Below are 26,590 nucleotides of genomic sequence, written 5' to 3' on the forward strand. Positions count from 1 at the left end.
CAGTCTGTCCATGCCTTTAGATCCCAACTTTGTCTATGCGCCGCCTCAAGGTCCTCTACGTATTTTGTATGAAGATGCAGACTTGGTTGTCATCGAAAAACCAGCGGAATTGTTGTCGGTTCCAGGACGTTTGCCTGAGCATCATGACAGTGCCTATCTTCGTGTTTTGGAGCAGTATCCTGCTGCAAAAATTACCCATCGTTTAGACATGGCAACATCAGGCATTTTGATGTTTGCGAAACACCGCGATGCAGAAGTGGCGGTGAGTAAAATGTTCCAAGCGAGGACGGTTCAAAAGCAATATGTGGCTTTGGTTCAAGGCAAACTCGAAGGTGAGGGCAGTGTTGAAGTGCCCCTCATTACGGACTGGGAAAATCGCCCACGACAGATGGTGCATTTTGAATTGGGCAAACCTTCAAAAACCTTGTATCAAGCCATCAGCTATGACGCAAGCAAGGATATTAGCCGAGTATTATTAACACCAGTGACTGGGCGTTCTCATCAGCTACGTGTACACATGATGCATATTGGGCACCCAATTACAGGGGATCAACTGTATCACCCGAATGCAAAACAGAGCTCACTCGGACGGATGGCGTTACATGCTTGCGATCTGGCATTTACCCAGCCTTTAACTCAACAAGCTGTTCATATTCATTGTGCGGCAGAATTTTAAAGCATATTCATGTGAATGCTCATTGTTCATAAAAACTGCTGCATTGAATTAAAACCTTTGGGACTCGTAAAAAGCGCAGAATATCTACAGCTTTAAATAGGTTTTTCTGCTTAAAAATGATTCATGATATACACTATATCCCCAATTCTGGGGATATATAAATAATTTAAATATCTCTATAAAGTATGTGAAAAATTTAGAAAGATTGATATTAAATTTCTTTGTAGCTTTTAGTAAATAAACGCCATTTTTAAGGTTTTATTATATTTTCTAATGAATATTGAATGATTACTTTTTTAATATAAAAATATTTTATTAAAATGATTTAAAACAGCATTTTAGTTAAATTGTGTGCAAGTGTGTATTTGGTCAGATAAATACAGTTTTTTGCATTTATTCTGCTAATATGAAATAAATTATTGATTTTAATTTTTATAAATTAGGTTTGTTTTGGGGAATAAACTTAAATTATTGAAGCTTATTTTGAGGATTGGCAAATGATCAATATTGCTTTAATCGTCCTTATCATCCTATTAATTGTGGCTCTCCTTTTTGTTTATAACCGCAAATTGAAAAATGATAAAACCCTACGTTCACTGCAGGAAAACTTCGACCGTACGCGGCTAAAACTGGCTGAAACAGAGTCTCAGCAAGATGAATTGAATTATGAAATCAGTCAATTACGTATTCAAAACTGTGGGCTCAAAATCCAAGTCGATAAAGTAGCAAAATATCAACATATTGTAGAGATTGAACAATATGTTGAGTATCGAACTTTACAGGCTGATGGTTTGGTGGAAGTCACCAAAGCCAATGCCGATATTATGTTGAATGATATTCGCGCACAGATTGAACAAGTACGTCAGTATTTGAGCAAATATCAAGAAAGAGCTAAATCACAAATACAGGAACAAGCCCGTGCCGAGTTAAAGGGTTTGTATAGCCAAGCGCTGGATCAGCAGCATTTGGAAAACATCAACCGTGCTTTGGACAACAAAATACGGGGCTATCAGTCAGCATTCTTTTTACCTTTACAGAGTATTTTAGATCAGCTGATGGATGGCATGAATGAATCTGCGGCAAACCAAAATTTGACTGCGGTACGTTGCAAAATGATTGATGCAATGGAGCAGCAATCGACTGCAAAATGTAATTATGTTGATGAAGAACGTCGTTTGGCTGCGATGCAATTATTTACATTGGTGTTTAATAGTCGTGCTGATTTGTATTTAGCCCAATTAAATACCAAAAACTTAGGTGAGCTATTGCAGGCTTTGGCGGATGATTTCACCTTGCTCAATGCGCATGGTGTACATTTTAGTCAGGCACGGGTACTCGACAGTTATCTACAATTACGCTTAGAAGAATTGAAAATGGCAGCTTTGGTTTTACATCTTAAAGAAACTCAGGCCCACATGGATGTTGTGGTTTAATTTGAATGGTTATCAGAAAGATCACTTCGGCGGTCTATTTCTGATTAAAGAGATTTAGCTAATGCAAATTGCAACAATTATCCGTTAATCTAAGTCAACAGAATAAAATTCATAAACGATAAGGGAAAGTACAATGACTCGTGATTTTAAACAATTTCCAGATGATGATAATGGCAATGTGCTGTGGCAGATGCAGCAAGATGGTGACGATCTATCTGTGCCGCACGAAATCGAATATTCAATTGCCTTTTCGACTCAAGAGCAGGCTGAACAGTGTGCATTGTACTTATTGAAAGAAGAGCAAAAAATTTCATTGTTCCAAGATGAAGAATCAGATCGCGTGGAATGGATTATCACGGTCTATGTTTATATGGAACCTGATTATGAAGATATCGTTGATTTAGAGCAGTGGTTTATTAAAATTGCGGAACAACATTCGGGCGAATATGACGGCTGGGGTTGTATGGCTTATATCTATGAAGATGATGATCTGGAAGAAGATGAAGCACAATTGAGCTAAGTCTCACTATTGCATCTTTAGCAACAAGAACCCAGTCTTTCAACTGGGTTTTTTATTATTTAAATTTTAGAGAAATTGTGTAAAATTTTGATTTTTCAATATTTTTATAAAAATCAATATGAATGCAGCTCACAAAACATAACACGGCATTGCGTTAAAGTGATGGGATCAATCTGTAGGATTCACTATAGTATTGAACAGCAATGACCTTTCTCGCATGTCTCAAAGCTGTTTCATTTAGAACGTTTCAGTGTGATAAAAATGGACGATAAAGCGAGGGTGAATGCATGTGGATGATTCAGTGAAAACAATGACAAAAGGACATCATCATGAGCAATACTGTTCGATTACATCGTGTTTTTAGTGCGCCTGTAGAGCGCGTTTATCGTGCCTTTGTGGAGCCAGATGCTTTAGTGAAATGGATGGCACCGCATGGATTTACGGCCCATGTGGAACATTCGGATGTGCGTGTAGGTGGCTCGTACCGCATGTCATTTCAAAATTTTTCAACGGGAACCACACACGCTTTTCATGGTGATTATCATGAAGTCGTGCCGAATCATTTACTGCGCTATACAGACCAATTTGATATGCCAGAGTTGGCCGGTGAAATCGAAGTCACTGTTGAGTTTAAAGCGGTATCAGTAGGAACCGAAGTGACGATTGTACAGGCAGGGTTGCCGAGCGTTATTCCACCTGATGCCTGTTATTTGGGTTGGCAGGAGTCTTTACAGTTACTGGCTTTTTTAGTGAATCCAGCGATCCCCGATGAATAATCTGACGAATGATTGAAAAACTGCAAATAGGCGAAGGAGGGCTTAATGACTGTACACATTAAACGTATTTATGATGAGATAAGCCCAGACGACGGTAAACGCATATTAGTCGATCGCTTGTGGCCGCGTGGTATCAGTAAAGTGAGCGCAGAGCTAGATTTGTGGCCGAAGGCATTGACGCCATCTACAGATTTACGTCGTTGGTATCATCAAGACGAAGCAATGGCTTCTCGTTGGGACGAGTTTAAACAGCGCTATTTGCAAGAAATACAACCCCATCAAGCCGAGTTAGAACAACTGCGCGCATGGGAAAAAGAGGAGCCCCTGACCTTACTCACAGCGGCCAAACATATAGATAAAAATCATGCGCATATCTTAAAAGCGTTGATATTAAACACCTCATTAGAGATCTAAAATTTAAACCGATTAGTACTGTGGCGTTGTGTTATGTACATCGTCATAACTTCACTAAACCATACGATATTTATGGTTTTTAAGTTTATGAAATACATAAAAATGTTATATTAAGTTTTTATGGATTTTTGCGTCCATCTTTTTTGAGGTCTTTTATGTCTTTACCCAATTGTCCCCAATGTAATTCTGAATATGCCTATAATGATGGTGATTTACTGATTTGTCCTGAATGTTCACATGAATGGCGTGAAGGCGAAAGAGCTGCAGATGAACAGATAGTGATTAAAGATGCCAATGGCAATGTATTGACCGATGGTGACACGGTTACTGTGGTGAAAGACCTTAAAATTAAAGGTTCATCTTCAGTAGTGAAAGTTGGCACCAAAGTTAAAAATATCCGTCTTTTAGCTGATGCAACAGATGGTCATGACATTGACTGTAAAATTGATGGTATCGGAGCAATGAAACTCAAATCTGAATACGTGAAAAAAGTTTAAGTTTCGTTTTTGTTCGCTCTAAAGCAGCCTTCAATCATCCTAAGCGAAGTCAACACTTGGCTTAGGATGTCTACTTAAACATGAAATAGATAACTAATCCGCTATAGATTTTATTTTTCAGCCTGCATAATAGAAGCATTACAGGTTTGAAATGTCTTTACTATGCCGCATATTCATTTGGAATATTCTAACAACCTTGAGCTTGAGGCTCGTCCTTTACTTAAAGCGCTGAACGCTGCCTTATTTGAATCGGGTCATGTCAGTGCCATCAATGATATTAAGAGCCGCGCTGTCGCTCAGGAAGAGTTTGTTGTGGGTTTGGATGAACACGCTCAACATGCGTATATGCATGCCAAAGTTTCATTATTGACGGGTAGAACGGTTGAAGTTCAAAAGCAAATTTCATTGTTGTTATTGGACGTGTTGAAACAACATGTCACAGCTTCAGCAATAGAAGTGCAACTTTGTGTGGAAATATTAGAAATGAATAAAGCGACGTATTCAAAGCAGATCGTCAGTCCTTAAAGCCTTTATTCAATGCGTTGAGTAATGCAACTCTATTCACAAATTCAGCATGATGAAAGAATGATGAAATCCGACTTCGGTCGGATTATTTTTTATTGGAATTATTTATTGAAAATCATTTTCTTAGTGATTAAATTTTAAGCCTTTACACTGATCAAAAAAGACATTGAAAAATGTGACCGAGTTCATTTATATTCTGTAGATCAGGTTGAATTTCCAACAACAAATCCTGATCGAATAATAGATAAAACAATGAAAATGAAGGGGTAACATATGTCGGGATGGTACGAGATCAGTCATTCTAATGATCAGCAGTTTCGTTTTGTATTAAAAGCAGGGAACGGTGAAATCATTTTAACGAGTGAATTATATAAAGCGAAAGCATCAGCCCAAAACGGGATTGAGTCTGTACAAAAGAACAGTTCAGATGACAGTCGTTTTGAACGACTGACGGCCAAAAATGGCAAACCATATTTTAATTTGAAAGCGGCAAACCATCAAATTATTGGGACCAGCCAATTTTATGCCAGTGAGCAATCACGCGATAAAGGCATTGAATCAGTTAAAACCAATGGTGCAAGTACCCAAATTAAAGATCTAACTGCTTAAATTTGAAACAACCTGATCGAGACAGTCAACGCGGGATAAACAAAACCTGAAGGCTCGTCAAAATCACTAGGTCAAAAGCAATATGGTTCTCAGATAAGTGCTGTTGGGTTGGACGCTATTCAATCAGATCAGGCTTATTTGACGGTACAAGGAAGTACCACAACTTCACTGGCTAGAGTGGTGAACGATGAATAAGCAGAATCATATTTTGTATTATGGGCTCATTACGATTTTGATCATCGTCATGGGTTGGATGATTGCGTCTCCGTATTGGGTGTTGTATCAAATACGTCAAGCCTATGAGCACAATCAACCTGAAAAAATTGCTCAATATATCGATTTTGCGGCAGTCAAATCGAGTCTAAAACCACAAGTTGAAGACCTCATTCAACAGAAAACTGGGCTACAGCATTTACCCGAATTTGCCCAGTCTTGGGGTGGGCAGCTCAGCACAGTCCTCAGTGCAACGCTAGTCGACAGTCTGGTCAATCCAACCAGTATCATGCTGCTTTTACAAGGCAAAGCATTAAAAGAGTCGATCCAACTACCAGAAATAACCAAACTGACCAATCCGAGCATGATTAGCCCAGGGATTGAACTATTCACGCATGCTGAAAATAAGGTCGCAGAACAACCTTATGCGTCAACACTATCCAAAAATGACGAAACTGCAACCGCTGTTGCTTTAAAGCAAAGCCAGCCACTTGAACCCAAAGCCAGCTATAGCGCTTGGAATCGATTTGATCTGTATGTGCCGCTCCAAGGCCTAAGCGAAGAAAAATATACCGTATTTAGTATGCAACGCCGCGGTTGGAGCTGGAAGATCGTTAAAATTCAACTTCCAAACGCCGCCCAGAACAATGCTTCATAAAAAATAAAATAAATAGGTGCCAGAGATGCAAGATAAAATCAAAATAGTTGGTGACCAACAGGCCGCTGATGAAATTCTGCAATTTTTAGCCAATTGGGATGAGGTCATCTGCCAATTGAAAATTGAAAATATTGCTGAATCCTGCGCAGCAGATGTGTACTTTTTTGATGCCAGTTGTGAAATGCGTGGCTTAATGGCATATCAAAAAATGTGGGAATTTTATCGGGAGTATTTTCGTGAAGGCTTAAAGGTATTTAGGCGGGAATTGGTCATCCATGCAGATCCTGATATTGCCTTTCTGCACTGTTATTCCAAAATTGATGATCAGAGCGGGATACCGACGCCGGGGATCTCGTGGTGTCGTAATACCATTGGGATGAAAAAAACGCAGTCTCAATGGAAGATCGTTCATCAACATATTTCTGTTCCCGTGGATATTGTGACTCATCAAAGTAAAGTGATTACCTTTTAATTCCTCTCGAAACGCAGTATGAAAACAGAGCTATAAAGCTCTGTTTTTTTCTTTGCAAATCATTACATGAAATGCGTATGCAGCCCTAAAACTTCAGCCTAAATTAAAAATAATGACCATCGTTCAGAAGGGCTTTGTTGCACAAATATTTAAAATGAATACTTCCTCAATTTACTAAAATTTAAGTCACAACTCGGGTAACCGCATTCGCTTTTATACAGGCGTTGCGCTTAGAGGTCGTAATAGTGTTGCGTTGTGAAGTTTCTATATTTTAAATCGGCAGCCGAATCAAATGGCTGCAAATGACTATAGATGATATGAGTCTCTTAAAAGGACTGGCGGCAGATTTGATGAATACGCTCAGTGATGAAAATGTGAAGCGAAAAAAATGTGAGGAGATACAGCAACTGAATGATTCGTCTTCATAATTTCAAATGATGCAGCAGATCTTTTTAGACTGGAGTTTCAGTGAAAAGCATTTTAAGATGGTTCTAATATAATTATTTTGAGCCAAAGACATGAACAAAAATAATGTCATCTGGCAACTTCTATTAGGCTACGTTGCTGCATTGGGTTGTAGTGTGAGCTTAGCTCAAATTCAAGGAAACTATTTTTCACATAAGGATTGGGAAATCGCTTGTGATAATACGGGGACTTGTCGCGTTGCAGGTTATCAAGCGGAGGGCAATCAGCCAGCTATTTCTGTGTTATTACAACGTGCTGCGGGAGCTCAAGCGCAAGTCAGCGCACGAGTAAAACTCGATCCTGAAACCTTCAATGCGGCAAATCAACCACTTCAACTTTATATTTTAGGTAAAAATCAGGGAACTGTGCAGCTTGATGCCAAGACTGCGGAAGGTCAGTTAAATGCAGCTCAAACTCAAAAACTGATTCAAGCCTTACAAGCCAATCAACCGATTGTGTGGAAAGGCAACAACAAAACATGGTTATTGTCCGTACAAGGTGCTAGTGCGGTTTTGCTCCGTATGGATGATTTTCAAAAGCGAATAGGGACAAATTCAGCATTATTACGTAAAGCCAATAGTAGTTCGGCCAATGTACTCAAACCGAAAAGTATTCCGAAAGTGAATATTCAAAATTACAGTAAAGGCTTACAAACACGGTATGCCGTCAATGCGCCCACCGCCAAACAATTATTTGGATTGATAAAGAAGAAAACGACAGTGGAAGATTGTCCTCAACTCTTTGATGCAAATTTTTTAGAGGATGATCGGGTCGTGGTGTTTCCAATCAATGGGAAAAATGCCTTGGTCGAAGTGCCATGTTGGCGTGGGGCATATAATAGTGGTAATGGTTATTGGTTGATGGATCGCAACTTAAAGCAAATCAAACAATCCGTGACCTTTTCTGGAAGTGGTTTTAGCGAAGGGCAAATTTTTTCCAATCAACGTGGGCGAGGCATTGGTGACTGTCATAGTACGGGGGGAGTGGTCTTGGAATGGTCAGCGTTTTATCCAAACCTATATGGCAAAAACCACACAGTGCAAAGGATTTGCTGGTGGTGCATGGGAAATTCCAACCTTAGTATATCGCGTTCAACTCGACTCTTAATTTGAAAAAGCCCTGATATTCAGGGCTTTAAATGATGCAGCGTTTTATTCTATCGGGTTTAAATAAATAACCGAGTACTTTAAAAACGTTTTGGAATTTTCTGTCCTCCGACAACTGGTGATTCAGCGATTTTCAACACACCAAATAGCCATGTTTCGGCATGATGAACAGCCGTTTTGAGCTCATCACCTAAGGCTAAACGCCCTGCAATAAAACTCGCCAATGAACAGCCCGAACCATGATATTCCCCATCCAGTCGTGGACAACGGGTTTCAGAGACTAATTCACCCTGAACATATAACGAGTTTTGGATATAGTCAGGCGTATTTTCATGCCCACCTTTTACTAATACCGCTTGAGCACCCATCGCAAAAAGCTGCGCAGTTGCCTTAGAGATATCCTCTTCACCTGTGAGCGCACGTAATTCTACGGTATTGGGTGTAAGCACCGTGGCAAGAGGAATCAGTTCTGCAAAGGCTTTGACCAACGTTGCTTGATCGCCCAAAGAGCCACCACTATTGGCAACTAAAACGGGGTCGAGAACATAGTGATATTCGGGATGTTCACGTAAAAACTCAGCGAGAGCCGCGATATTTTCAGTCGTTCCTAACATTCCTGATTTTACACAGCGAATAGGGAGGTCACCGACGACGGCATGTGCTTGAGCCAGCAATAACTCACGAGAGGTTGCTTCAAACGAATACACTTGTTGTGAGTTTTGAACGGTTAATGCTGTACACGCAATGGCAGCATGTGCGCCACTTTGACCAATGGCTTCAATGTCCGCTTGCAGTCCTGCACCACCTGAAGGGTCAAGACCTGAAAAGCACAGTACAGTAGGGCGCACAATGATGTCCTTATTACACAAAATTTGCGATAGTATAGGCAACTTTGAGCGAACACTCGATAGTATTTTTGCAGAAGTGAATGGATAAGGTAAAAGCTGTGATTAAGAATATATTGATCGATCTCGATGGAACATTAACAGATCCAAAAGTTGGCATTACCACTTCAGCACGCTATGGACTGGCGAAAATTGGACATCCCATATCGGATGAGACCAATATCGATTGGATCATTGGACCACCTTTGAAAGCCTCTTTGGCCAAAATCCTCAATGTCGATATGCATAATGTACTTGCAGATCAGGCTTTACTTGGTTATCGCGAGCGCTTTGCCGTTACGGGCTTATTTGAAAATAAAGTGTATCCTGCGGTTGCCGACACTCTAGCAACTTTACAACAGCAAGGCTTTCACTTGTACGTCGCTACAGCAAAGCCGACGGTCTATGCCCGCCAAATTTTAGAACATTTTGATTTGGCAAAATATTTTACTGTGATCTATGGCAGTGAACTGAACGGTGAGCGAACCAACAAAGGCGATTTAATTGAATACATTTTGCAGCAAGAACAGTTGGATGCGAAGGAATGTGTGATGGTGGGAGACCGTGAGTACGATATTTTAGGCGCGCGCCGTAATGCTGTGCCGAGTATTGCTGTGAGCTATGGTTATGGTAGTACAGAAGAAATTCAAATGGCTGCACCAGCGCTAGTAATTGACGGTTTTAACGATTTGATTTCGAGTATTGAGCAATTGCAGCAGCAGAAAGTGTCGTAGTTGCACCGAACCTAATGAATGATGCTGATTATTTAAAGATAATCAGCAAAATGAGCAAGATCACCCCACAGAAAAGCCATTTGAGCAAAGGAGACTCATCATTTTTGATGGTTTCTGCTTCGAGTGCGATACCATGTTTGTCGTAAACAAATACAAAATGTGCATTTGCGCTTAGAGCCATTTCTTGAATGGCTTGTAGCTCGAGTGCGCTGACTTCTTCACTTAAGCGTTCTTTTAACTGAATAAAAATAACCGGCTGTCCAAACTCATACCACTTGAAGTGGATCTGTTGTATGAGTTGGTTGAAGCACTGTTCTGCAACATGATAGTTTCGGACAAAACTTCCACGTTCTATAAAAGCCAGAGGGCAGTTTTGTTCAGCTACAATTTGATGATCACGCGTTAAAACTTGCATTTGATCATAATGAATCTGTACCCAAACTGCGTCAGGAAAAGACGCTAATTTTTCTTCTAACATTACTTTTAGGTTTCATTATTATTTTAGTGGATAGCAGTATGTCATTAAAATTTAGAGAAAAATATAGCTGAGATATAAAAAACACATCGATCTATCGAGTTTTTATCTTAAAACGTCTTTCGCAGTTTTGTCACTTTGAATTTTTAACTTCTACAATTGAAATATCTAAATCTTAAGTGTGTTTTTAAAGCCATTATCCTTTTTCTAGAAAACTGTTTCTCATCTGATTTATGTAATCGATCTTGTAACTGTTTCAGGCTTTTGAAAAAATTCAGACAGAAAACAATAAAGCTGAATGCTATGTCCAAATCATTTTTATTCCCTAGTCAGTGGCTCAAACCTTTGCACCCACGTGATCCACATGAGCATCATCGTGTCGCGACCTCTTTAGAATTGCTTTTTGACTTGATCTTTGTCGTGGCGATCGCAACCGCAGGGCAGCAACTGCATCATGCCATTGTTGAAAATCATTTGGCTCAGGGTTTAACGCTGTATGGCATGGTGTTTTTTGCTTTGTGGTGGGCGTGGATGAACTTTAGTTGGTTTGCTTCGGCGTATGATAATGATGATGCGCTCTATCGAATCTTAACTTTTGTTCAGATTATTGGCTCTTTGGTCATTGCTGCTGGTATTCCAAGCGCTTTTCAAAAGCAGGATTTTGACGTAATTGTGATTGGTTACGCCATTATGCGTCTCGGCTTAGTTACGCAGTGGTTTCGCGTTGCAAAGCATGATCTGTCCCGTCGAAAAACTGCATTACGCTATGCTTTTGGCATAATACTGGTACAAGTGGGGTGGCTGTTCTTTCATTTTTCACCGCTGCATTTCACCGTTTATCTTTTCATTTTACTTGCAATTGCTGAACTGTCTGTGCCAGTTTTTGCAGAAGCTGCAAGCCGTACACCTTGGCATGCGCATCATATTGCAGAGCGATATTCACTGCTCACCATTATCGTTTTAGGCGAATCTATTGTCGGCTGTTCGATTGCGATGACTGATGCATTAACGAATCAACGTTTTAGTACTGAACTGATCTTTTTGATGGTAGGCGGCCTGATGATGATGTTCACCATGTGGTGGTCTTATTTTGATACCAGTATTGCAGAGCGTTTAAATAGCCGAAAAATGGCATTTACTTGGGGGTATGGACATTTCTTTGTTTTTATTAGTATCGCGGCGATTGGTGCAGGTTTAGCTGCCGCAGTCGATGTGGTTTCGCATGAGGCACTGATTAGTTCTGAAAAAGAAAGCTACTTTGTGGCGATCAGCCTTGTGATTTATACGACAAGTTTATATTTACTCCATGAATTGCATCATCAAAGTGGTTTTAGAAAACTTTTATATCCTTTAACCGTGGTGATTGTTTTGTGTATTCCGTTGTTTATCACACCCGCAGGTTATGCAATATTTGCGATGGCAGTGGTATATGCATTGAGGTTGATGTTTACAAAATGCTATTTAAAATGAAGGTTTATTGTCATGGTTCCGTCTGCGATGAAGGGACTATGACCTTGGTTTGATGATGGTATTCGTCCGTAATCTTCATAACGACAGTTATTTTTAGCTTGTCTATTGTGTAGTTTGAATGTGAGGAAGGTGTGATTTGAACAAATAAGAAAAATAAATATATCTCTTAATGGTGTACTCCCAAATGAAAAAGGAGAGAAATAAGCTAACAGGTACGTAAAGAAAATAGCTGTTTTCTAATCTCGATAGAAAAGCCAATGGAATAGTGAATAAAATTACTAAATAGAGTAAAGGCAGGTGATATTTTCGTTGCCATATTCTCCCGTGGATCAATTCATGGTCAAGACTGAATTGGTCTCTATTGGAAATTACTGTAGGGATCGACTGGATAAAATTAGGTTGTTTGAGCAGCGTTTTAATTTTCTTTTGTACAAGATATCCATCAATTAAACAGTAGCTTATGAAGATAATCGAAATTGTATGATTAAAAATTATAAGTGGGTAAAAGCATATGCTGAATATGACCAAGCTATTAAATGTTAGTGCTTTAAAATAGCAGTGATGACATGTTCTTGTTGCAGCAATGAGTGTTACTGGAAGCGTAATGATGATTGCGATAATGAGTAGGTAAAAGCGTTGTATGAACAGGTAATACATGCCGAAAAGAAGCCCCATAATAATGATGCATATCCACGACCTATAAATCAGTGAATTTTCTTTTGTTGTTGTATTTATTATTATTTCCATGCTTTATTCTCAAAAAATAAACCCTCCGAAGAGGGTTTAAATATTTATCAATTACCAGCTTAACGCGCCACCAGTTTGGTAATCCGTTACGCGAGTTTCAAAGAAGTTCTTCTCTTTACGTAAGTCCATCATTTCTGACATCCACTGGAATGGGTTATTCACACCAGCAAATTGTTCAGGCAAACCCAATTGGCTCAAACGACGGTTACAGATGAACTTCAAGTATTCTTCCATCATGCCTGCATTCATACCCAATACACCGCGTGGCATAGTGTCACGAGCATATTCGATTTCAAGCATAGTACCTTCAAGAATCATTTGAATGATTTCTTCTTGGAACTCAGCAGTCCATAGGTGAGGGTTCTCGATCTTGATTTGGTTAATCATGTCGATACCAAAGTTCAAGTGCATAGATTCATCACGTAAGATGTATTGGAATTGCTCAGCAACACCATTCATCTTGTTACGACGACCCATAGACAAGATTTGGCTGAAACCACAGTAGAAGAAGATACCTTCAAGTACGCAGTAGAACGCGATCAAGTTGCGAAGCAAGATTTGGTCGTTTTCAGGTGTACCTGTTTTGAAAGTAGGATCACTTAAAGATTGTGTATATTTCAGACCCCAAGCTGCTTTACGAGCCACTGAAGGAATTTCACGGTACATGTTGAAGACTTCGCCTTCGTCCATGCCTAAAGATTCGATACAGTATTGGTAAGCGTGCGTGTGAATCGCTTCTTCAAATGATTGACGTAAGATGTACTGACGGCATTCAGGGTTGGTAATGTGACGGTAGATTGCAAGAACTAAGTTGTTTGCAACCAAAGAATCCGCAGTCGAGAAGAAACCTAAAGAACGCATAACAATGGTACGCTCATCTTCGGTTAAGCCATTTTCAGACTTCCAAAGTGCGATGTCATGGTTCATGTTCACTTCTTGCGGCATCCAGTGGTTTGCACAACCGTCTAGATATTTTTGCCAAGCCCATTCGTATTTGAACGGTACAAGTTGGTTTAAGTCAGCGCGGCAGTTGATCATCGCTTTATCATCAACTTGAACACGCTGAGCACCCATTTCTAGCTCTTCTAAGCCTGGTGCAACGTCTAGATTTTCTAGAGCGTTAGATGCTCTTGCCAACGGATCGGTTGGATCTGTTGGTCGATTTGTACTGGTTCGAGCGGGTTGTGCAGCTGCCAAATTCGGCGATGAGTGCTGTGCATTAGATACCACTTGCGAATCAGTCGTTTTTTGCGGTTCGACGGGCGCAGGCTGGTGAGCTTGTGCAGCTTGTTTCGGTTCATCATCTTCGAAATCGTCCCAACTTAGGATAGACATAACAGTTCTCTCTTCGTTGCTTTATATCTTTTATAGACATCCAGCGTCGCTGAGATGTCCTACTATACGCTCAATTTGTGTAAGCAAAATTAAGTTTTGTCGATCACTGCTCTAAAAGTGTTCGGTAGAGCAACTATCCCCACTACTTATTTTGATTACGCGATTTATATGCCTTGAACCAGAAATAGGCGATCGGGACATAAAAAGTCAAAATAAAGGAAACCACCAAGGCAACAAGTCCTAACTGATAGTTATGGGTCATATGTGGCATGGTGGTGTCCTTTATTTCATTGGTAATTCTTAGTCGAGACTAAGAATTACATTAAAATCATTTTTTAGATGATTTAGTTGGCTTCACGGTTTCAACAACAGTAGTTTTAGGATGCTTTTTAGCATATTCCAAAGTTACATATTGACCCGTGATAGCACTTCGAGCAGCTTTATTCGCCATGGCTAAGTACCTCATAATACTTGCTTAGATGACTTCTACTGGCTCGATTGTAAATTCAATGATAGAATTACTATCGCATTCTCTAATGCCAGCCTCGGGGTGACCTCTTAGCAATGCCACATCGAGATTGAAAGCCTTCTAGTTAGTTTTGACGGACGCTAGAGGGCTTTTTTATTGCCTAAATTTTTAATCCCCCTAAATCCCCCTTTTGCAAAGGGGGACTTGCATCCCGCCATTTGCTTCGAGGAATCTCCCTCCTTTATTAAAGGAGGGTTGGGGAGGATTTAAAACCTGTCAGATTACTGACAAGCCTCACAATCAGGGTTGTCAATTGAACATGCCATTGGCACTGGAGCCGCTTGACCAAAACCTTCTTCTTCAGCAGCAACTTCAGCTTTAGGTTCTTCTTTTGCAACTGCAGTTACAGGTGCTGCAACAGTAGCAGGCTTAACCGCGTTCAATGCACCAGTGTTAATGGTTGATTTCTCAGCAGAAGTCGCACCCAATGCACGTAGGTAATAAGTAGTTTTTAGACCACGTAACCATGCCATTTTATACGTCATGTCGAGTTTCTTACCGTTTGCACCAGAGATGTAAAGGTTAAGAGACTGAGCTTGGTCGATCCATTTTTGACGACGTGATGCAGCATCAACAATCCAACGTGGCTCAACTTCAAAGGCAGTCGCGAAGATTGCTTTAAGCTCTTCAGGAATACGTGCGATTTTTTGAACCGAACCTTCGAAGTGTTTCAGGTCGTTGACCATTACAGAATCCCAAAGACCGCGATCTTTTAACGCACGTACTAGGTACGGGTTGATCACTGTGAATTCACCAGAAAGGTTAGATTTCACATACAAGTTTTGGAAAGTTGGTTCGATTGACTGTGATACGCCACAAATGTTCGAAATGGTTGCAGTCGGTGCAATCGCCATCACGTTTGAGTTACGCATACCGTCTTTTTGAACTTTAGTACGTAAAGTATCCCAGTCCAAACGTGTTGTACGGTCAACTTCGAACATACGGTCAGGACGAGCTTTTTGTACGATATCTAAAGAGTCAATTGGCAAGATACCTTGATCCCAAAGTGAACCTTTAAATGTCTCGTAAGTACCACGTTCAAGTGCCAAGTCGCTAGATGTTTGAATCGCGTAGTAAGAAATCACTTCCATAGATTCATCAGCGAACTCAACCGCAGCATCAGAACCATAAGCCAATTTCATTTCGTATAAAGCATCTTGGAAGCCCATGATACCCATACCCACTGGACGGTGTTTCAAGTTCGAGTTGCGTGCTTGAGGAACAGCGTAGTAGTTGATGTCAATCACGTTGTCGAGCATTCGAACAGCAGTTTTAACTGTACGAGCAAGCTTTTCACGATCTAACACACCGCCTTGCACGTGTTGTACAAGGTTGATTGAACCTAAGTTACATACTGCGATTTCATCTTCGTTCGTGTTCAGCGTAATTTCTGTACACAAGTTAGAAGAGTGAACTACACCAACGTGTTGTTGTGGTGAACGTAAGTTACATACGTCTTTGAATGTGATCCAAGGGTGACCAGTTTCAAACAACATAGACAACATTTTGCGCCATAAGTCTTTCGCACGGACTTTCTTATGTAGCATGTTGGTTTCTTTCGCAATGCCTTCATAGTAAGCATAGCGTTCAGCAAATTCTGCACCTGTTAGGTCATGCAAATCAGGTGTTTCAGATGGTGTGAATAGAGTCCATTCAGCATCTTCGAATACACGTTGCATAAACAAGTCAGGAACCCAGTTCGCTGTGTTCATGTCATGGGTACGACGACGGTCATCACCGGTGTTCTTACGAAGCTCTAGGAATTCTTCGATGTCCAAGTGCCAAGTTTCAAGATATGCACATACTGCACCTTTACGTTTACCACCTTGGTTGACTGCAACAGCAGTATCGTTGGCAACTTTAAGGAACGGTACAACACCTTGTGACTTACCATTCGTACCTTTGATGTACGAGTTAAGCGCACGAACTGGCGTCCAGTCATTACCTAAACCGCCCGCCCATTTAGACAACATTGCGTTATCACGCATTGCGCCATAAATGTTGTAAAGGTCATCTGAAATGGTTGTTAAGTAACAGCTAGATAACTGTGGACGTAAAGTACCAGAGTTAAATAGAGTAGGCGTAGACGCCATGTAATCGAAGCTAGACAATAAGTTATAGAATTCGATTGCACGTTCTTCACGGTTGTCTTCGTTCAATGAAAGACCCATTGAAACACGCATGAAGAATAATTGTGGTAATTCGAAACGTACGCCATCTGAGTGGATGAAGTAACGGTCAAATAAGGTTTGTAGACCTAAATAAGTAAATTGGTTTGAGCGTTCTGGTTGAATCGCAGCAGCCAATTTTGCAAGGTCAAAGTTAAGTAGTTCTGGAGAAAGAAGATCAAGCTCGATACCTTTCTTCAAGAAAGTTTCTAAAGCGTCGCCTTCATTCGTGTCAGTATCTAAACCTAAGAACTCTAAACCTGTAGCAACAAGGTCATTACGCAATAAACGCGCAGTCACATATGTATAGTTTGGTTCTTGTTCGATACGTGTACGAGTAGCCATCATCATGGTCGTTGAGATGTCTGACTCTTTTACGCCGTTATAAAGGTTTTTTACAGTCTCATCGATAATCGCTCGAACATCGATGCCTTCTAAACCTTCAGCTGCTTTGACAATATTTGCCTCAAGCGCGCCAAGATCAAGCGGTTTAAGCTGACCGTTTGAACCTGTCACTTGTAAAGTAGGGTGATGGTGAGCACCAGTTTGTTTACGAGCTTCGGCACGTTGTTCGCGGTAAATCACGTAAGAGCGAGCAACTTTTTGCTCACCTGTACGCATAAGCGCAAGTTCAACCTGATCCTGAATTTCTTCAATATGAATGGTACCGCCAGAAGGTAAACGACGGTTAAAGGTATTCAATACCATCTCAGTTAATTGAGAGATACGGTCATGAATACGGCTGGAGTCAGCGCTTTGCTGGCCTTCAACGGCCAAGAACGCTTTACCAATCGCCACAGAGATTTTTTCTGCATCAAAAGGTGCAACGTCACCGGTGCGTTTAATCACCTGAATTTGACCAGGGGTTGAATTCGTTACGCTCATGCTAGCATAGCTCCATTTGTCATCTATTTTTATGTTAGGACCGTTTGAACTGGGCAATTTTTATGCCACAGTGTTTGAGGTTTAAACACAAGACCTAGTGGTTTAAAAATTTATTGAACACAAGATACGGGAAAATTTAGGGTAGATCAATATTGACATTTATTTAAAAATTTCGGTCAGTCCGAACTGCCTTCCATTGCGTAAAAATCCCTATTTTTTATCTTTGTTATATATGCCTTATCCGACAAGGGCATAGCATAGCAAAGTCGAAAAAGAGTGCTTATAGATAACATTGTGGATAACTTCAGAAAGCGTAAAAAGTTGTGAATTAACCAGTCAGTTTTTATCCGATGAAAATGTATCCAAATTTATAATTGTTGCTATTGTGAGCAATAGGTCATGGAAATGATCGACAAATAAAATTGCAGAAATGTGGCAGGTTAAAATTTATTACAAAATACGATATTGATGTATCAGTTTCGTGAATGCCATCTTGTTTACAATGTAAACGTGTGTATATTGCAAACTATGTTTAAGCGTATCTATCGGATTTCAAATAGGATACGCCCAATCAAATAAGGGGCAATCAATGAGCCAAGAAGAAAAGTTACCTAAAATTTTAATTGTTGAAGACGATGAGCGTCTTGCTCGTTTAACTCAAGAATACTTAATCCGTAACGGACTTGAAGTTGGGGTAGAACCAGACGGTAATCGTGCGATTCGCCGTATTATCGCTGAACAACCAGATATGGTATTACTCGACGTGATGCTTCCGGGTGCAGATGGTTTAACCATTTGTCGTGAAGTTCGCCCACACTACCATCAACCAATTTTAATGTTGACTGCACGTACCGAAGACATGGACCAAGTGTTGGGTCTAGAAATGGGTGCAGATGACTATGTTGCAAAACCTGTTCAACCTCGCGTTTTACTTGCGCGTATTCGTGCATTATTACGTCGTACAGACAAAGCACCAGAAGATGAGGTTGCACAGCGCATCGAATTTGATGATCTTGTAATTGATAATGGTGGTCGTTCTGTCACACTCAATAATGAGTTGGTTGACTTTACCAGTGCAGAATATGACCTTTTATGGTTGTTGGCATCTAATGCAGGTCGCATTCTTTCTCGTGAAGATATTTTTGAGCGTCTGCGTGGTATTGAATACGATGGTCAAGATCGTTCAATTGACGTGCGTATCTCGCGAATTCGTCCAAAAATTGGTGATGATCCAGAAAACCCGAAACGCATTAAGACCGTACGTAGTAAAGGTTATTTATTCGTAAAAGAAACCAACGGCATTTAATGTAAAATACCGTCCCTTAGTTTGGCAAAGTAGGACACTTTTACGTGTTTAAACACAGTATATTTTTGCGCGTTTATGCGGGGCTACTGATTTTAGTCTTTTTAGTCGCTACATTTGGCTATTTGCTGGTGCAAATCATTAACTACCAGCGCGCGCAAGAATATCGTGAATCGCTTACTGACGGTTTGGCTTTCATTATAAGTGAAGGTATTGCACGTCAGCCAAATGAACAACAAAAGTCAGATTGGGTGTCAGATGCATCTGATCTACTTGAGTTGCCTATTTATTATGTAAAAGCTAATCAGGTTGATTTAACCCGAGCGGAAACAAAACGTATAGAAGAGCGTAAAGCTGTAGTGCGTTGGGACGCACAAACGACGGCAGCCTACATTATTATTGGCTTAAAAGATGACCCTGCACATCTGCTGTATATTAAAGCCGATAATATTTCAGAACGCCAAATGAAGGCGTTGCCTGTCTTTATACTGGATTATTTGGTTTATTACCCAGGTCAAGAAAAACAATATCTTGAAAAAATCCAGCATCATTTTTCTTACCCAATTTCAATTCAAAATGTTCAGAGTTTGCCTTTAGATTCTGAGCAAATCGGCCGATTACGCTTAGATCACAGCATTATTTTGTATCGTGACAGTGCGACGGAGCGCGGCACGACCATTTCGATTGTATCGCCAATTCCAAGTTCAACTTCAGAAGTCTTGGTCATGGGGCCGGTACCATTATTTAATTGGATGCCTTTCCAGTTGGCAGCCGGTATTACGCTACTAAGCTTATTTGTCTTGAGCTTGGGTGTTTATGGTCTATTGGTGCCGATGCAACGTAAGTTACGTGCTGTAAATTATGCGTTAAATAAAATGAAGGGTGGGGACTTATCTGTACGTCTGCCTGTCGAAAGTACCGATGAATTTGGTACTTTAGCATCGAGTTATAACTCGATGTCAGATCATATTGAGCGTTTAATTGAAGCACAGCGTGAGTTGATGCGCGCGGTATCGCATGAGCTGCGAACACCTGTGGCACGTATTCGCTTTGGTGTTGAAATGATGGCGGATGAAGACGACTACGATTACCGTCAGCAGCAAGTCGAACAGATTGATAAAGATATCGAAGCGCTCAACACCTTGATTGATGAAATCATGACCTATGCTAAGCTCGAACAGGGTATGCCATCTTTGGAGTTTGAAGATGTTAGCTTGTTTGAAGTCTTAGATCAGGTTCTGATTGAAACAGAAGCCTTAAAGACTGGGAAAACCTTGGAATTGCAAGCACCACCAATTGGAGTGGTTGTGGAAACCGAGCGTCGCTATTTACACCGTGTTGTACAAAACTTGGTGGGGAATGCAGTGCGATATTGTGATGATAAAGTGCTGATTAGTGGTGGTGTGAATGATGAAGGTATGGCTTATATCTGTGTTGAAGATGATGGCCCCGGCATTCCAGAAGAAGATCGTAAGCGTATTTTTGATGCCTTTGCGCGTTTAGATGATAGTCGTACCCGTGCTTCAGGGGGTTATGGTTTAGGCTTATCGATTGTTAGTCGTATTGCATATTGGTTTGGCGGGACTATTGATATTGATGAAAGTCCAATATTAGGTGGAGCGCGTTTCACCATGACATGGCCTGCAACTCGTTTTAAGAAAAATAAACCGAAGTTAGATATTAAAGAGCCGAGTACCAATGAAAATTAAGTAAGCTTAGATATGTAGCTAAGCTGATTTTAGTGAATGATAAGTATAAAAAGCCATTCAATTTGAAGGGCTTTTTGATATCAGTTTTCTACTTATTCCGTAATTGTTGCATCGGGTTCAATAATAGGTTTGCCATTTTTTAATGCGGCAAGAGCATCTGCATTAAAATCGATGAGTAAGGAGTTGTTTTTAGCATCGATAGAATAATTGCTAATAAGTTTTTGATCACCGTTTAAAGTTTCAAGTTTATATTCATCTGCAATATTCATAATCCCGTTAAGGTTGGTTGTTGCAGAAGCTAAATCTTGTCGTAACAACTCATAGATATCACGTAAATCAAAAATGGCATTTTGAGCATCAGGATGCTTATCTAAGTAGCTTTTAATATGGTGAATCACCAATTGCGCAGATAGAAAATAATCAGGTTTATGCGTAAATTCTAAAGTCATTATTGTCTCTCCGTTGTGATTGCTTTTTGTGTTTTAACTACAAATATCACACTCTTTGTGGGTCGTGTCAAAGAATTGCAAAAAAGTCACAAGAAGCTAAAAAAATGCCTTTTTACATAGAATCAATACAGCTCGGTTTTTATTTTAAGAACAGACCAAAATCAGAGGAGATGAATAAAGAAGTAACAAAGTTGAGGTGGGGGAGTATTTATTTAATAAATGACACAGTTGATAAAAATGCGGCAAATTTGCTGTGTATGTTGAGAAATGAGGGGGTTTGTTTATAAAACTGAACAGTCATAATTTTCTGATAAAATCACATAAATGTAATAATTAATAAAAAAATACGATCTAATCTAATTAAGCGATTAATCCTAATTTTAAGGGAGTAAACCCAATTTAAATGCTGAAATGATTAAAAAATCATCCTAAAGACGAATACCGATAAGCTAGCAAGAAGCCTCCTCAATCGGGTACAATTGGCGGGATTAATTTTGTGTTTGGTGTATTTGAAGGCCAATACATACATTCTTTGTTAATAAATAGGCCTGCCAGGAGTTATCCCCGCATGAGTGCCATTACTCCATACGATTGGGCAATTATTGCCTTCGTGATCGGCGTTACATTCCTTTGCGTCTTTATGCTGACCGTCCCTTTACTCCTTGGGGGTAAATCATGGGGTCGTGCTAAGCAAGAGCAGTTTGAGTCAGGTGTAGTAGGTGCTGGTGGTGCACGTATTCGCTTGTCTGCGAAATTCTATTTAGTTGCGATCTTCTTCGTGGTGTTCGATATCGAAGCACTTTACCTTTATGCATGGGCATCTTCTGTTCGTGAAACTGGGTGGGTTGGTTTTGCAGCTGCAGCAGTCTTTATTTTAGTTTTACTTGCTGGTTTGGTTTATGAATTGTCTTCTGGTGGTTTGAATTGGTCACCTTCTGACAAGCGTAAAGCGGCGGGAATTAAACCTAAAATTGGTTCGCCAAATATGGATATCGCAGAAATCACACGCTTTAACTCTATTGAAGAGTTGGTTATGGACCCTACAGGTCAAATTCCAGCGCAATCATCTGGTCGTGTGAAATCTAAGTCACCGACTGCATCATCTGACAAGGAGTAAGACGGGATGAAATATACATTAACCCGTGCGAATCCGGATGCTGATCAATATCCACTTCAAGAGCGTCAAATCGTTACCGATCCGCTTGAAGAAGAAGTGAATAAAAATGTGTTCATGACTCGTTTAGAGGATGTTGCACATACAGCAGTAAACTGGGGGCGTAAAAACTCAGTTTGGCCGTTTAACTTTGGTACATCTTGCTGCTACGTAGAGTATGCAACGACTTTAACAGGCGTGCATGACTTGTCACGTTTCGGTGCCGAGGTTATTCGTGCTTCACCACGTCAGGCTGACTTGATGATTGTTGCAGGTACATGCTTCATGAAAATGGCGCCTGTAATTCAACGTTTGTACGAGCAAATGCTTGAGCCTAAATGGGTAATCTCAATGGGCGCATGTGCAAACTCTGGTGGTATGTACGACATTTATTCAGTTGTACAAGGTGTGGATAAAATCATCCCTGTCGATGTGTATATCCCGGGTTGCCCACCACGTCCTGAAGCTTTAATTCAGGCATTGATGTTATTGCAAGACCAGATTCAACTTGAGCGCCGTCCTTTATCGGCCGTGATTGGTGATGATCTTAAGCCAGTGTATAAGCCAAAGATGATGCCAGAACGTGACCGTAAGAACGCACAGCGTATTGCAGTGAAAAACTTACGCTCAATGGATGAAATTAAATAATCACTGCGACGAAATATTGATACACCCGGACTGGGTGTAATTGTCGTTTTGATTGACTGAATTTGTATTAAATAGGAAGCCAAGCCAATGGCTGAAACTGACATTGCTATGCCAGAATCAACTCCAGTTGATTCCCGCCCTGCATTTGCAATTGTAGAAGAGCTCAAAACCAAATTTGGTGAGAACTTCTACGTGCAAACGACTTTTGAAGACTTTCCAACAGTCTGGGTTGAGCGCGCACGTGTACAAGAAGTTTTAATGTTCTTGCGTACGGTGTCACGTCCATACGTGATGCTGTTTGACTTGTCTGCGGTTGATGAGCGTTTACGTACACACCGCGATGGTCTGCCTGCATCTGACTTCACTGTGTTCTATCACTTGTTATCGTTAGAGCGTAACAGTGATATTCGTATCAAGGTTGCATTAGCTGAGAATGATGTAAACATTCCAACGGCAACCAATATTTGGCCGAATGCCAACTGGTACGAACGTGAAGCTTACGACATGTTTGGTATCAACTTCGAAGGGCATCCAATGCTCCGTCGTATCTTGTTGCCAACATATTGGGAAGGTCACCCGTTACGTAAAGAATATTCTGCACGTGCGACTGAATACACGCCTTATCGCCAAAACCAAGCGAAACAGGATTACGAACAAGAACATCTTCGTTTCGTACCTGAAGATTGGGGTATGAAGCGTGGGAATGATGATGAAGACTTCATGTTCCTAAACTTGGGTCCTAACCATCCATCTGCGCACGGTGCCTTCCGTGTGATCTTGCAGTTGGACGGTGAAGAAGTGAAAGACTGTGTTCCTGACATCGGCTATCACCACCGTGGTGTGGAAAAAATGGCTGAGCGTCAAACATGGCACTCATTCATCCCGTATACAGACCGTGTTGACTACTTAGGTGGTTGTGCGCAAAACATGCCTTACGTTCTTGGCGTAGAGCAAATGGCAGGGATTACCGTTCCTGACCGTGCGCAATGTATCCGTGTCATGATGTCTGAATTGTTCCGTATCAATAACCACTTGTTGTTCATTGGTACTGCGATTCAGGATGCCGGCGGTATGACCCCAGTATTCTATATGTTCGCTGACCGTCAAAAAATCTATGACGCGATCGAAGCGATCACGGGTTACCGTATGCACCCAGCATGGTTCCGTATCGGTGGTACAGCGCACGACTTGCCAAACAACTGGCAGCACCTCATTCGCGAAATCCTAGATTGGATGCCGAAGCGTATGAACGAGTACTACACTGCAGCACTGAAAAACTCAGTGTTTATCGGTCGTACCCGTAACGTTGCTCAGTATGATGCAAAATCAGCATTGGCTTGGGGTGTAACGGGTACTGGTCTACGTGCTACAGGTATTGATTTCGACGTTCGTAAATACCGTCCTTATAGCGGCTACGAAAACTACGACTTTGATGTGCCTTTAGAGTACGAAGGCGATGCTTATGCACGTGTTCTTGTTCACTTCCGTGAAATTGAAGAATCGCTGAAAATCATCAAGCAATGTTTAGACAACATGCCTTCTGGTGCATACAAAGCAGACCATCCACTGGCTGTTCCACCACCAAAAGATAAAACTTTACAAGACATCGAAACATTGATTACGCACTTCTTGAGCGTGTCATGGGGTCCTGTAATGCCAGCAGGCGAAAGCTCTGTAATGGCGGAAGTGGTAAAAGGTGCGTCGAACTACTACTTGACTTCAGACAAGTCAACGATGAGTTACCGTACACGTATCCGTACACCAACCTTCACGCACTTACAGCAAATGCCTTCTGTGATTAACGGCAGCTTAATGTCTGACTTAATCATTTATTTAGCGACAATTGACGTCGTAATGGCTGACGTGGATCGCTAAGGGGTAATCGCATTATGATGATTTTGACTGACAAAAAACCACGTGTGAATGTTGAAGGGATTTTAACTGCGGAAGAAATCCACGATATCGAACATCACATTGGTCACTATCCGTACCCACGCGCAGCATGTCTTGATGCTTTGAAGTGTGTACAACGCCGTAATGGCTGGGTAGATGATGCACAGATGAATGCTATTGCGCAATTGCTTAGCATGAGCCTTGCAGACCTAGAAGGTGTTGCAACTTTCTATAACCGTATTTACCGTCAACCAGTTGGTCGCCACGTAATTTTATTATGTGACTCGATTGCTTGTTTCTTGATGGGTGCGGAAACACTTGCTGAAGCATTCCAGCGTGAATTAGGCATTTCATTTGGTCAAACGACTGCAGATGGTCGCTTTACTTTATTGCCAATTTGCTGCCTAGGTAACTGTGACAAAGGTCCGACGTTAATGATTGACGAAGACACTCACGGTCTAGTTGAAGTGACTTCAATTAAACAGTTATTGGAGAAGTATGTATGAATACTGAACCAAAACCAATTTATGGCGACGGTAACCCAGAAACTCACCCATTAACTTGGCGTTTGAGTAAACAGGAACACGTTCGCAGTGCAGATGATTACGAAGCACTTGAAGGTTATGCAGGCTTTAAGAAAGCTGTTGGCATGCAACCGAAAGAAGTGCTTGAAGTGATCAAAGCTGCGACTGTAAAAGGTCGTGGTGGTGCGGGCTTCCCTGCAGGGATCAAATGGTCGCTTATGGCGCCAAATGATAACTCAGGCCCTCGTTACCTCATCTGTAATGCCGATGAAATGGAACCAGGTACCTTCAAAGACCGCCTGTTAATGGAAAAACTTCCTCATCAGTTGATCGAAGGTATGTTGATTGCTGCTTATACATTAGAAGCAACACAGGGTTATATCTTCATCCGTGGTGAATACATCGAAGCGGCTCAATACTTAAATGAAGCATTGGACCAAATTCGTGCCAAAGGTTACTTGGGTGAAAACATCTTAGGTACAGGTTGGAACTTCGAGTTACACGTGCATACTGGTGCGGGTCGTTATATCTGTGGTGAAGAAACTGCATTGATTAACTCGCTTGAAGGTCGCCGTGCGAACCCTCGTACTAAACCGCCATTCCCACAAGTTGCAGGTGCTTGGGGTCGTCCTACGATTGTAAACAACGTAGAGACTTACAACAACTTACCCGCAATTATGCTTCGTGGTCCTGAATGGTATATCGGTTTATCTGAAGGTAAGTCGAAAGATCCAGGTACTAAAATTTATGGCGCTTCAGGCAAAGTAAAATTCCCTGGTCTTTGGGAACTTCCATTTGGTACAACTGCGCGTGAAGTGATTGAAGATCATGCGGGTGGTATGCGTGATGGTTTAAAACTCAAAGCATGGTTACCGGGTGGTGCTTCTACAGACTTCCTTGCTGCTGAACATATTGACCTTCCTATGGATGCTGAAAGCATCATGAAAGCAGGTTCACGTTTAGGTACGTGTTTGCTCATGGTGGTTGATGAAACTCAGTGTATGGTTTCTGCGACACGTAACTTAGAAGAATTCTTTGCGCGTGAATCTTGCGGTTGGTGTACACCATGCCGTGATGGCTTACCTTGGGCGGTTAAAGCGCTTAAAGCCTTGGAAGATGGCACAGGTAAGAAAGAAGATATCGATCACTTACAAGAACTTACTCGTAAGCTTTGGATTGGTAAAACTTTCTGTGCGCATGCTCCAGGTGCGATGGAACCGTTAATGGGCGCACTCAAACATTTCCGTGGCGAATTTGAAGCTAAAGTCGTAAATGCGGCAGCTCAAACTAGCAACGTAGAACAAGCTTAAGGAATTCGAC

26 protein-coding genes are annotated in these 26,590 nt (G+C 41.0%); 20 read left to right on the top strand and 6 right to left on the bottom strand.

Going from position 1 to position 26,590, the window contains the following annotated elements:
- The first annotated feature begins 10 nt into the window (after positions 1-10).
- The 11 genes from AC4CU0_RS03530 (at position 11) to AC4CU0_RS03580 (ending at position 8,370) form a co-directional block, all read left to right on the top strand.
- Positions 11-676 carry a pseudouridine synthase gene (locus tag AC4CU0_RS03530; protein WP_078191125.1) on the top strand — a complete coding sequence of 222 codons (666 nt, stop codon included), beginning with the start codon at positions 11-13 and terminating at the stop codon, positions 674-676.
- Positions 677-1,173: 497 nt separating this feature from the next.
- A complete protein-coding gene (locus AC4CU0_RS03535) occupies positions 1,174-2,109 on the top strand; it encodes an SNIPE associated domain-containing protein (protein WP_490742478.1) in 936 nt (311 codons plus the stop codon).
- A gap of 133 nt (positions 2,110-2,242) precedes the next feature.
- Positions 2,243-2,629 (top strand): ribonuclease E inhibitor RraB, encoded by a 387-nt coding sequence (locus AC4CU0_RS03540; protein ID WP_180041517.1) that lies wholly within the window; start codon positions 2,243-2,245, stop codon positions 2,627-2,629.
- Positions 2,630-2,958: 329 nt separating this feature from the next.
- Positions 2,959-3,405 carry an SRPBCC family protein gene (locus AC4CU0_RS03545; protein ID WP_078191122.1) on the top strand — a complete coding sequence of 149 codons (447 nt, stop codon included), beginning with the start codon at positions 2,959-2,961 and terminating at the stop codon, positions 3,403-3,405.
- 45 nt (positions 3,406-3,450) lie between these two features.
- Entirely contained in the window at positions 3,451-3,819 is a 369-nt protein-coding gene (locus tag AC4CU0_RS03550) for a DUF488 domain-containing protein (protein WP_490742479.1), read from the top strand.
- Positions 3,820-3,974: 155 nt separating this feature from the next.
- A complete protein-coding gene (locus tag AC4CU0_RS03555) occupies positions 3,975-4,316 on the top strand; it encodes a zinc ribbon domain-containing protein YjdM (protein WP_490742480.1) in 342 nt (113 codons plus the stop codon).
- A gap of 162 nt (positions 4,317-4,478) precedes the next feature.
- Positions 4,479-4,841, top strand: coding sequence for a 5-carboxymethyl-2-hydroxymuconate Delta-isomerase (locus tag AC4CU0_RS03560; protein ID WP_180009870.1), 363 nt, complete (start codon positions 4,479-4,481; stop codon positions 4,839-4,841).
- A 273-nt stretch (positions 4,842-5,114) separates the two neighbouring features.
- A complete protein-coding gene (locus AC4CU0_RS03565; RefSeq protein WP_168378556.1) occupies positions 5,115-5,450 on the top strand; it encodes a YegP family protein in 336 nt (111 codons plus the stop codon).
- Positions 5,451-5,637: 187 nt separating this feature from the next.
- Complete coding sequence (locus tag AC4CU0_RS03570; protein WP_180004734.1) at positions 5,638-6,321, top strand: DUF2939 domain-containing protein; 684 nt, start codon at positions 5,638-5,640, stop codon at positions 6,319-6,321.
- Positions 6,322-6,346: 25 nt separating this feature from the next.
- Positions 6,347-6,793 carry a YybH family protein gene (locus AC4CU0_RS03575; RefSeq protein ID WP_218946117.1) on the top strand — a complete coding sequence of 149 codons (447 nt, stop codon included), beginning with the start codon at positions 6,347-6,349 and terminating at the stop codon, positions 6,791-6,793.
- A gap of 518 nt (positions 6,794-7,311) precedes the next feature.
- Positions 7,312-8,370, top strand: a complete 1,059-nt coding sequence (locus AC4CU0_RS03580) for a DUF1176 domain-containing protein (RefSeq protein WP_490742481.1) — start codon at positions 7,312-7,314, stop codon at positions 8,368-8,370.
- A 74-nt stretch (positions 8,371-8,444) separates the two neighbouring features.
- On the opposite strand, the gene AC4CU0_RS03585 is transcribed toward AC4CU0_RS03580, so the two are convergent.
- Positions 8,445-9,212 (bottom strand): hydroxymethylpyrimidine/phosphomethylpyrimidine kinase, encoded by a 768-nt coding sequence (locus tag AC4CU0_RS03585; protein ID WP_078191115.1) that lies wholly within the window; start codon positions 9,210-9,212, stop codon positions 8,445-8,447.
- Positions 9,213-9,310: 98 nt separating this feature from the next.
- Between AC4CU0_RS03585 and AC4CU0_RS03590 the strand changes: the two genes are divergently transcribed.
- A complete protein-coding gene (locus tag AC4CU0_RS03590; protein ID WP_180009333.1) occupies positions 9,311-9,982 on the top strand; it encodes an HAD-IA family hydrolase in 672 nt (223 codons plus the stop codon).
- 28 nt (positions 9,983-10,010) lie between these two features.
- Here the strand turns inward: AC4CU0_RS03590 and AC4CU0_RS03595 are convergent, their stop codons facing one another.
- Complete coding sequence (locus tag AC4CU0_RS03595; protein WP_180004736.1) at positions 10,011-10,460, bottom strand: hypothetical protein; 450 nt, start codon at positions 10,458-10,460, stop codon at positions 10,011-10,013.
- 300 nt (positions 10,461-10,760) lie between these two features.
- Between AC4CU0_RS03595 and AC4CU0_RS03600 the strand changes: the two genes are divergently transcribed.
- Positions 10,761-11,927 (top strand): low temperature requirement protein A, encoded by a 1,167-nt coding sequence (locus AC4CU0_RS03600; protein ID WP_490742482.1) that lies wholly within the window; start codon positions 10,761-10,763, stop codon positions 11,925-11,927.
- A gap of 798 nt (positions 11,928-12,725) precedes the next feature.
- Here the strand turns inward: AC4CU0_RS03600 and AC4CU0_RS03605 are convergent.
- From AC4CU0_RS03605 to AC4CU0_RS03615, 3 genes are all read right to left on the bottom strand, one after another.
- Positions 12,726-14,009, bottom strand: a complete 1,284-nt coding sequence (locus AC4CU0_RS03605) for a ribonucleotide-diphosphate reductase subunit beta (RefSeq protein ID WP_078191110.1) — start codon at positions 14,007-14,009, stop codon at positions 12,726-12,728.
- Between the two features lie 328 nt (positions 14,010-14,337).
- Entirely contained in the window at positions 14,338-14,460 is a 123-nt protein-coding gene (locus tag AC4CU0_RS03610; protein WP_265937026.1) for a hypothetical protein, read from the bottom strand.
- A 299-nt stretch (positions 14,461-14,759) separates the two neighbouring features.
- Positions 14,760-17,591: a ribonucleoside-diphosphate reductase subunit alpha gene (locus AC4CU0_RS03615; RefSeq protein WP_180164137.1), complete on the bottom strand. Its 2,832-nt coding sequence runs from the start codon at positions 17,589-17,591 to the stop codon at positions 14,760-14,762.
- A gap of 589 nt (positions 17,592-18,180) precedes the next feature.
- Here AC4CU0_RS03615 and bfmR point away from each other — a divergent pair.
- Positions 18,181-18,897 carry a response regulator transcription factor BfmR gene (bfmR, locus tag AC4CU0_RS03620; RefSeq protein WP_067764711.1) on the top strand — a complete coding sequence of 239 codons (717 nt, stop codon included), beginning with the start codon at positions 18,181-18,183 and terminating at the stop codon, positions 18,895-18,897.
- Positions 18,898-18,941: 44 nt separating this feature from the next.
- Complete coding sequence (bfmS, locus tag AC4CU0_RS03625) at positions 18,942-20,603, top strand: sensor histidine kinase BfmS (RefSeq protein WP_078192297.1); 1,662 nt, start codon at positions 18,942-18,944, stop codon at positions 20,601-20,603.
- A gap of 92 nt (positions 20,604-20,695) precedes the next feature.
- On the opposite strand, the gene AC4CU0_RS03630 is transcribed toward bfmS, so the two are convergent.
- Positions 20,696-21,052, bottom strand: a complete 357-nt coding sequence (locus AC4CU0_RS03630) for a hypothetical protein (RefSeq protein ID WP_078192296.1) — start codon at positions 21,050-21,052, stop codon at positions 20,696-20,698.
- A 568-nt stretch (positions 21,053-21,620) separates the two neighbouring features.
- On the opposite strand from AC4CU0_RS03630, the gene ndhC reads away from it, so the two are divergent.
- The 5 genes from ndhC to nuoF all read left to right on the top strand — a co-directional run bounded on the left by ndhC (position 21,621) and on the right by nuoF (position 26,580).
- Complete coding sequence (gene ndhC / locus AC4CU0_RS03635) at positions 21,621-22,169, top strand: NADH-quinone oxidoreductase subunit A (protein ID WP_078192295.1); 549 nt, start codon at positions 21,621-21,623, stop codon at positions 22,167-22,169.
- 6 nt (positions 22,170-22,175) lie between these two features.
- Entirely contained in the window at positions 22,176-22,853 is a 678-nt protein-coding gene (locus tag AC4CU0_RS03640; protein WP_078191105.1) for a NuoB/complex I 20 kDa subunit family protein, read from the top strand.
- An 87-nt stretch (positions 22,854-22,940) separates the two neighbouring features.
- Positions 22,941-24,728 carry an NADH-quinone oxidoreductase subunit C/D gene (gene nuoC / locus AC4CU0_RS03645; protein WP_078191104.1) on the top strand — a complete coding sequence of 596 codons (1,788 nt, stop codon included), beginning with the start codon at positions 22,941-22,943 and terminating at the stop codon, positions 24,726-24,728.
- A gap of 14 nt (positions 24,729-24,742) precedes the next feature.
- Complete coding sequence (nuoE, locus tag AC4CU0_RS03650) at positions 24,743-25,252, top strand: NADH-quinone oxidoreductase subunit NuoE (protein ID WP_078191103.1); 510 nt, start codon at positions 24,743-24,745, stop codon at positions 25,250-25,252.
- Complete coding sequence (gene nuoF / locus AC4CU0_RS03655; protein WP_111884890.1) at positions 25,249-26,580, top strand: NADH-quinone oxidoreductase subunit NuoF; 1,332 nt, start codon at positions 25,249-25,251, stop codon at positions 26,578-26,580. The genes nuoE and nuoF overlap by 4 nt, the downstream gene beginning before the upstream one ends.
- Positions 26,581-26,590: the final 10 nt, after the last annotated feature.

The sequence above is a fragment of the Acinetobacter sp. LipI_15 genome, assembly GCF_058242865.1.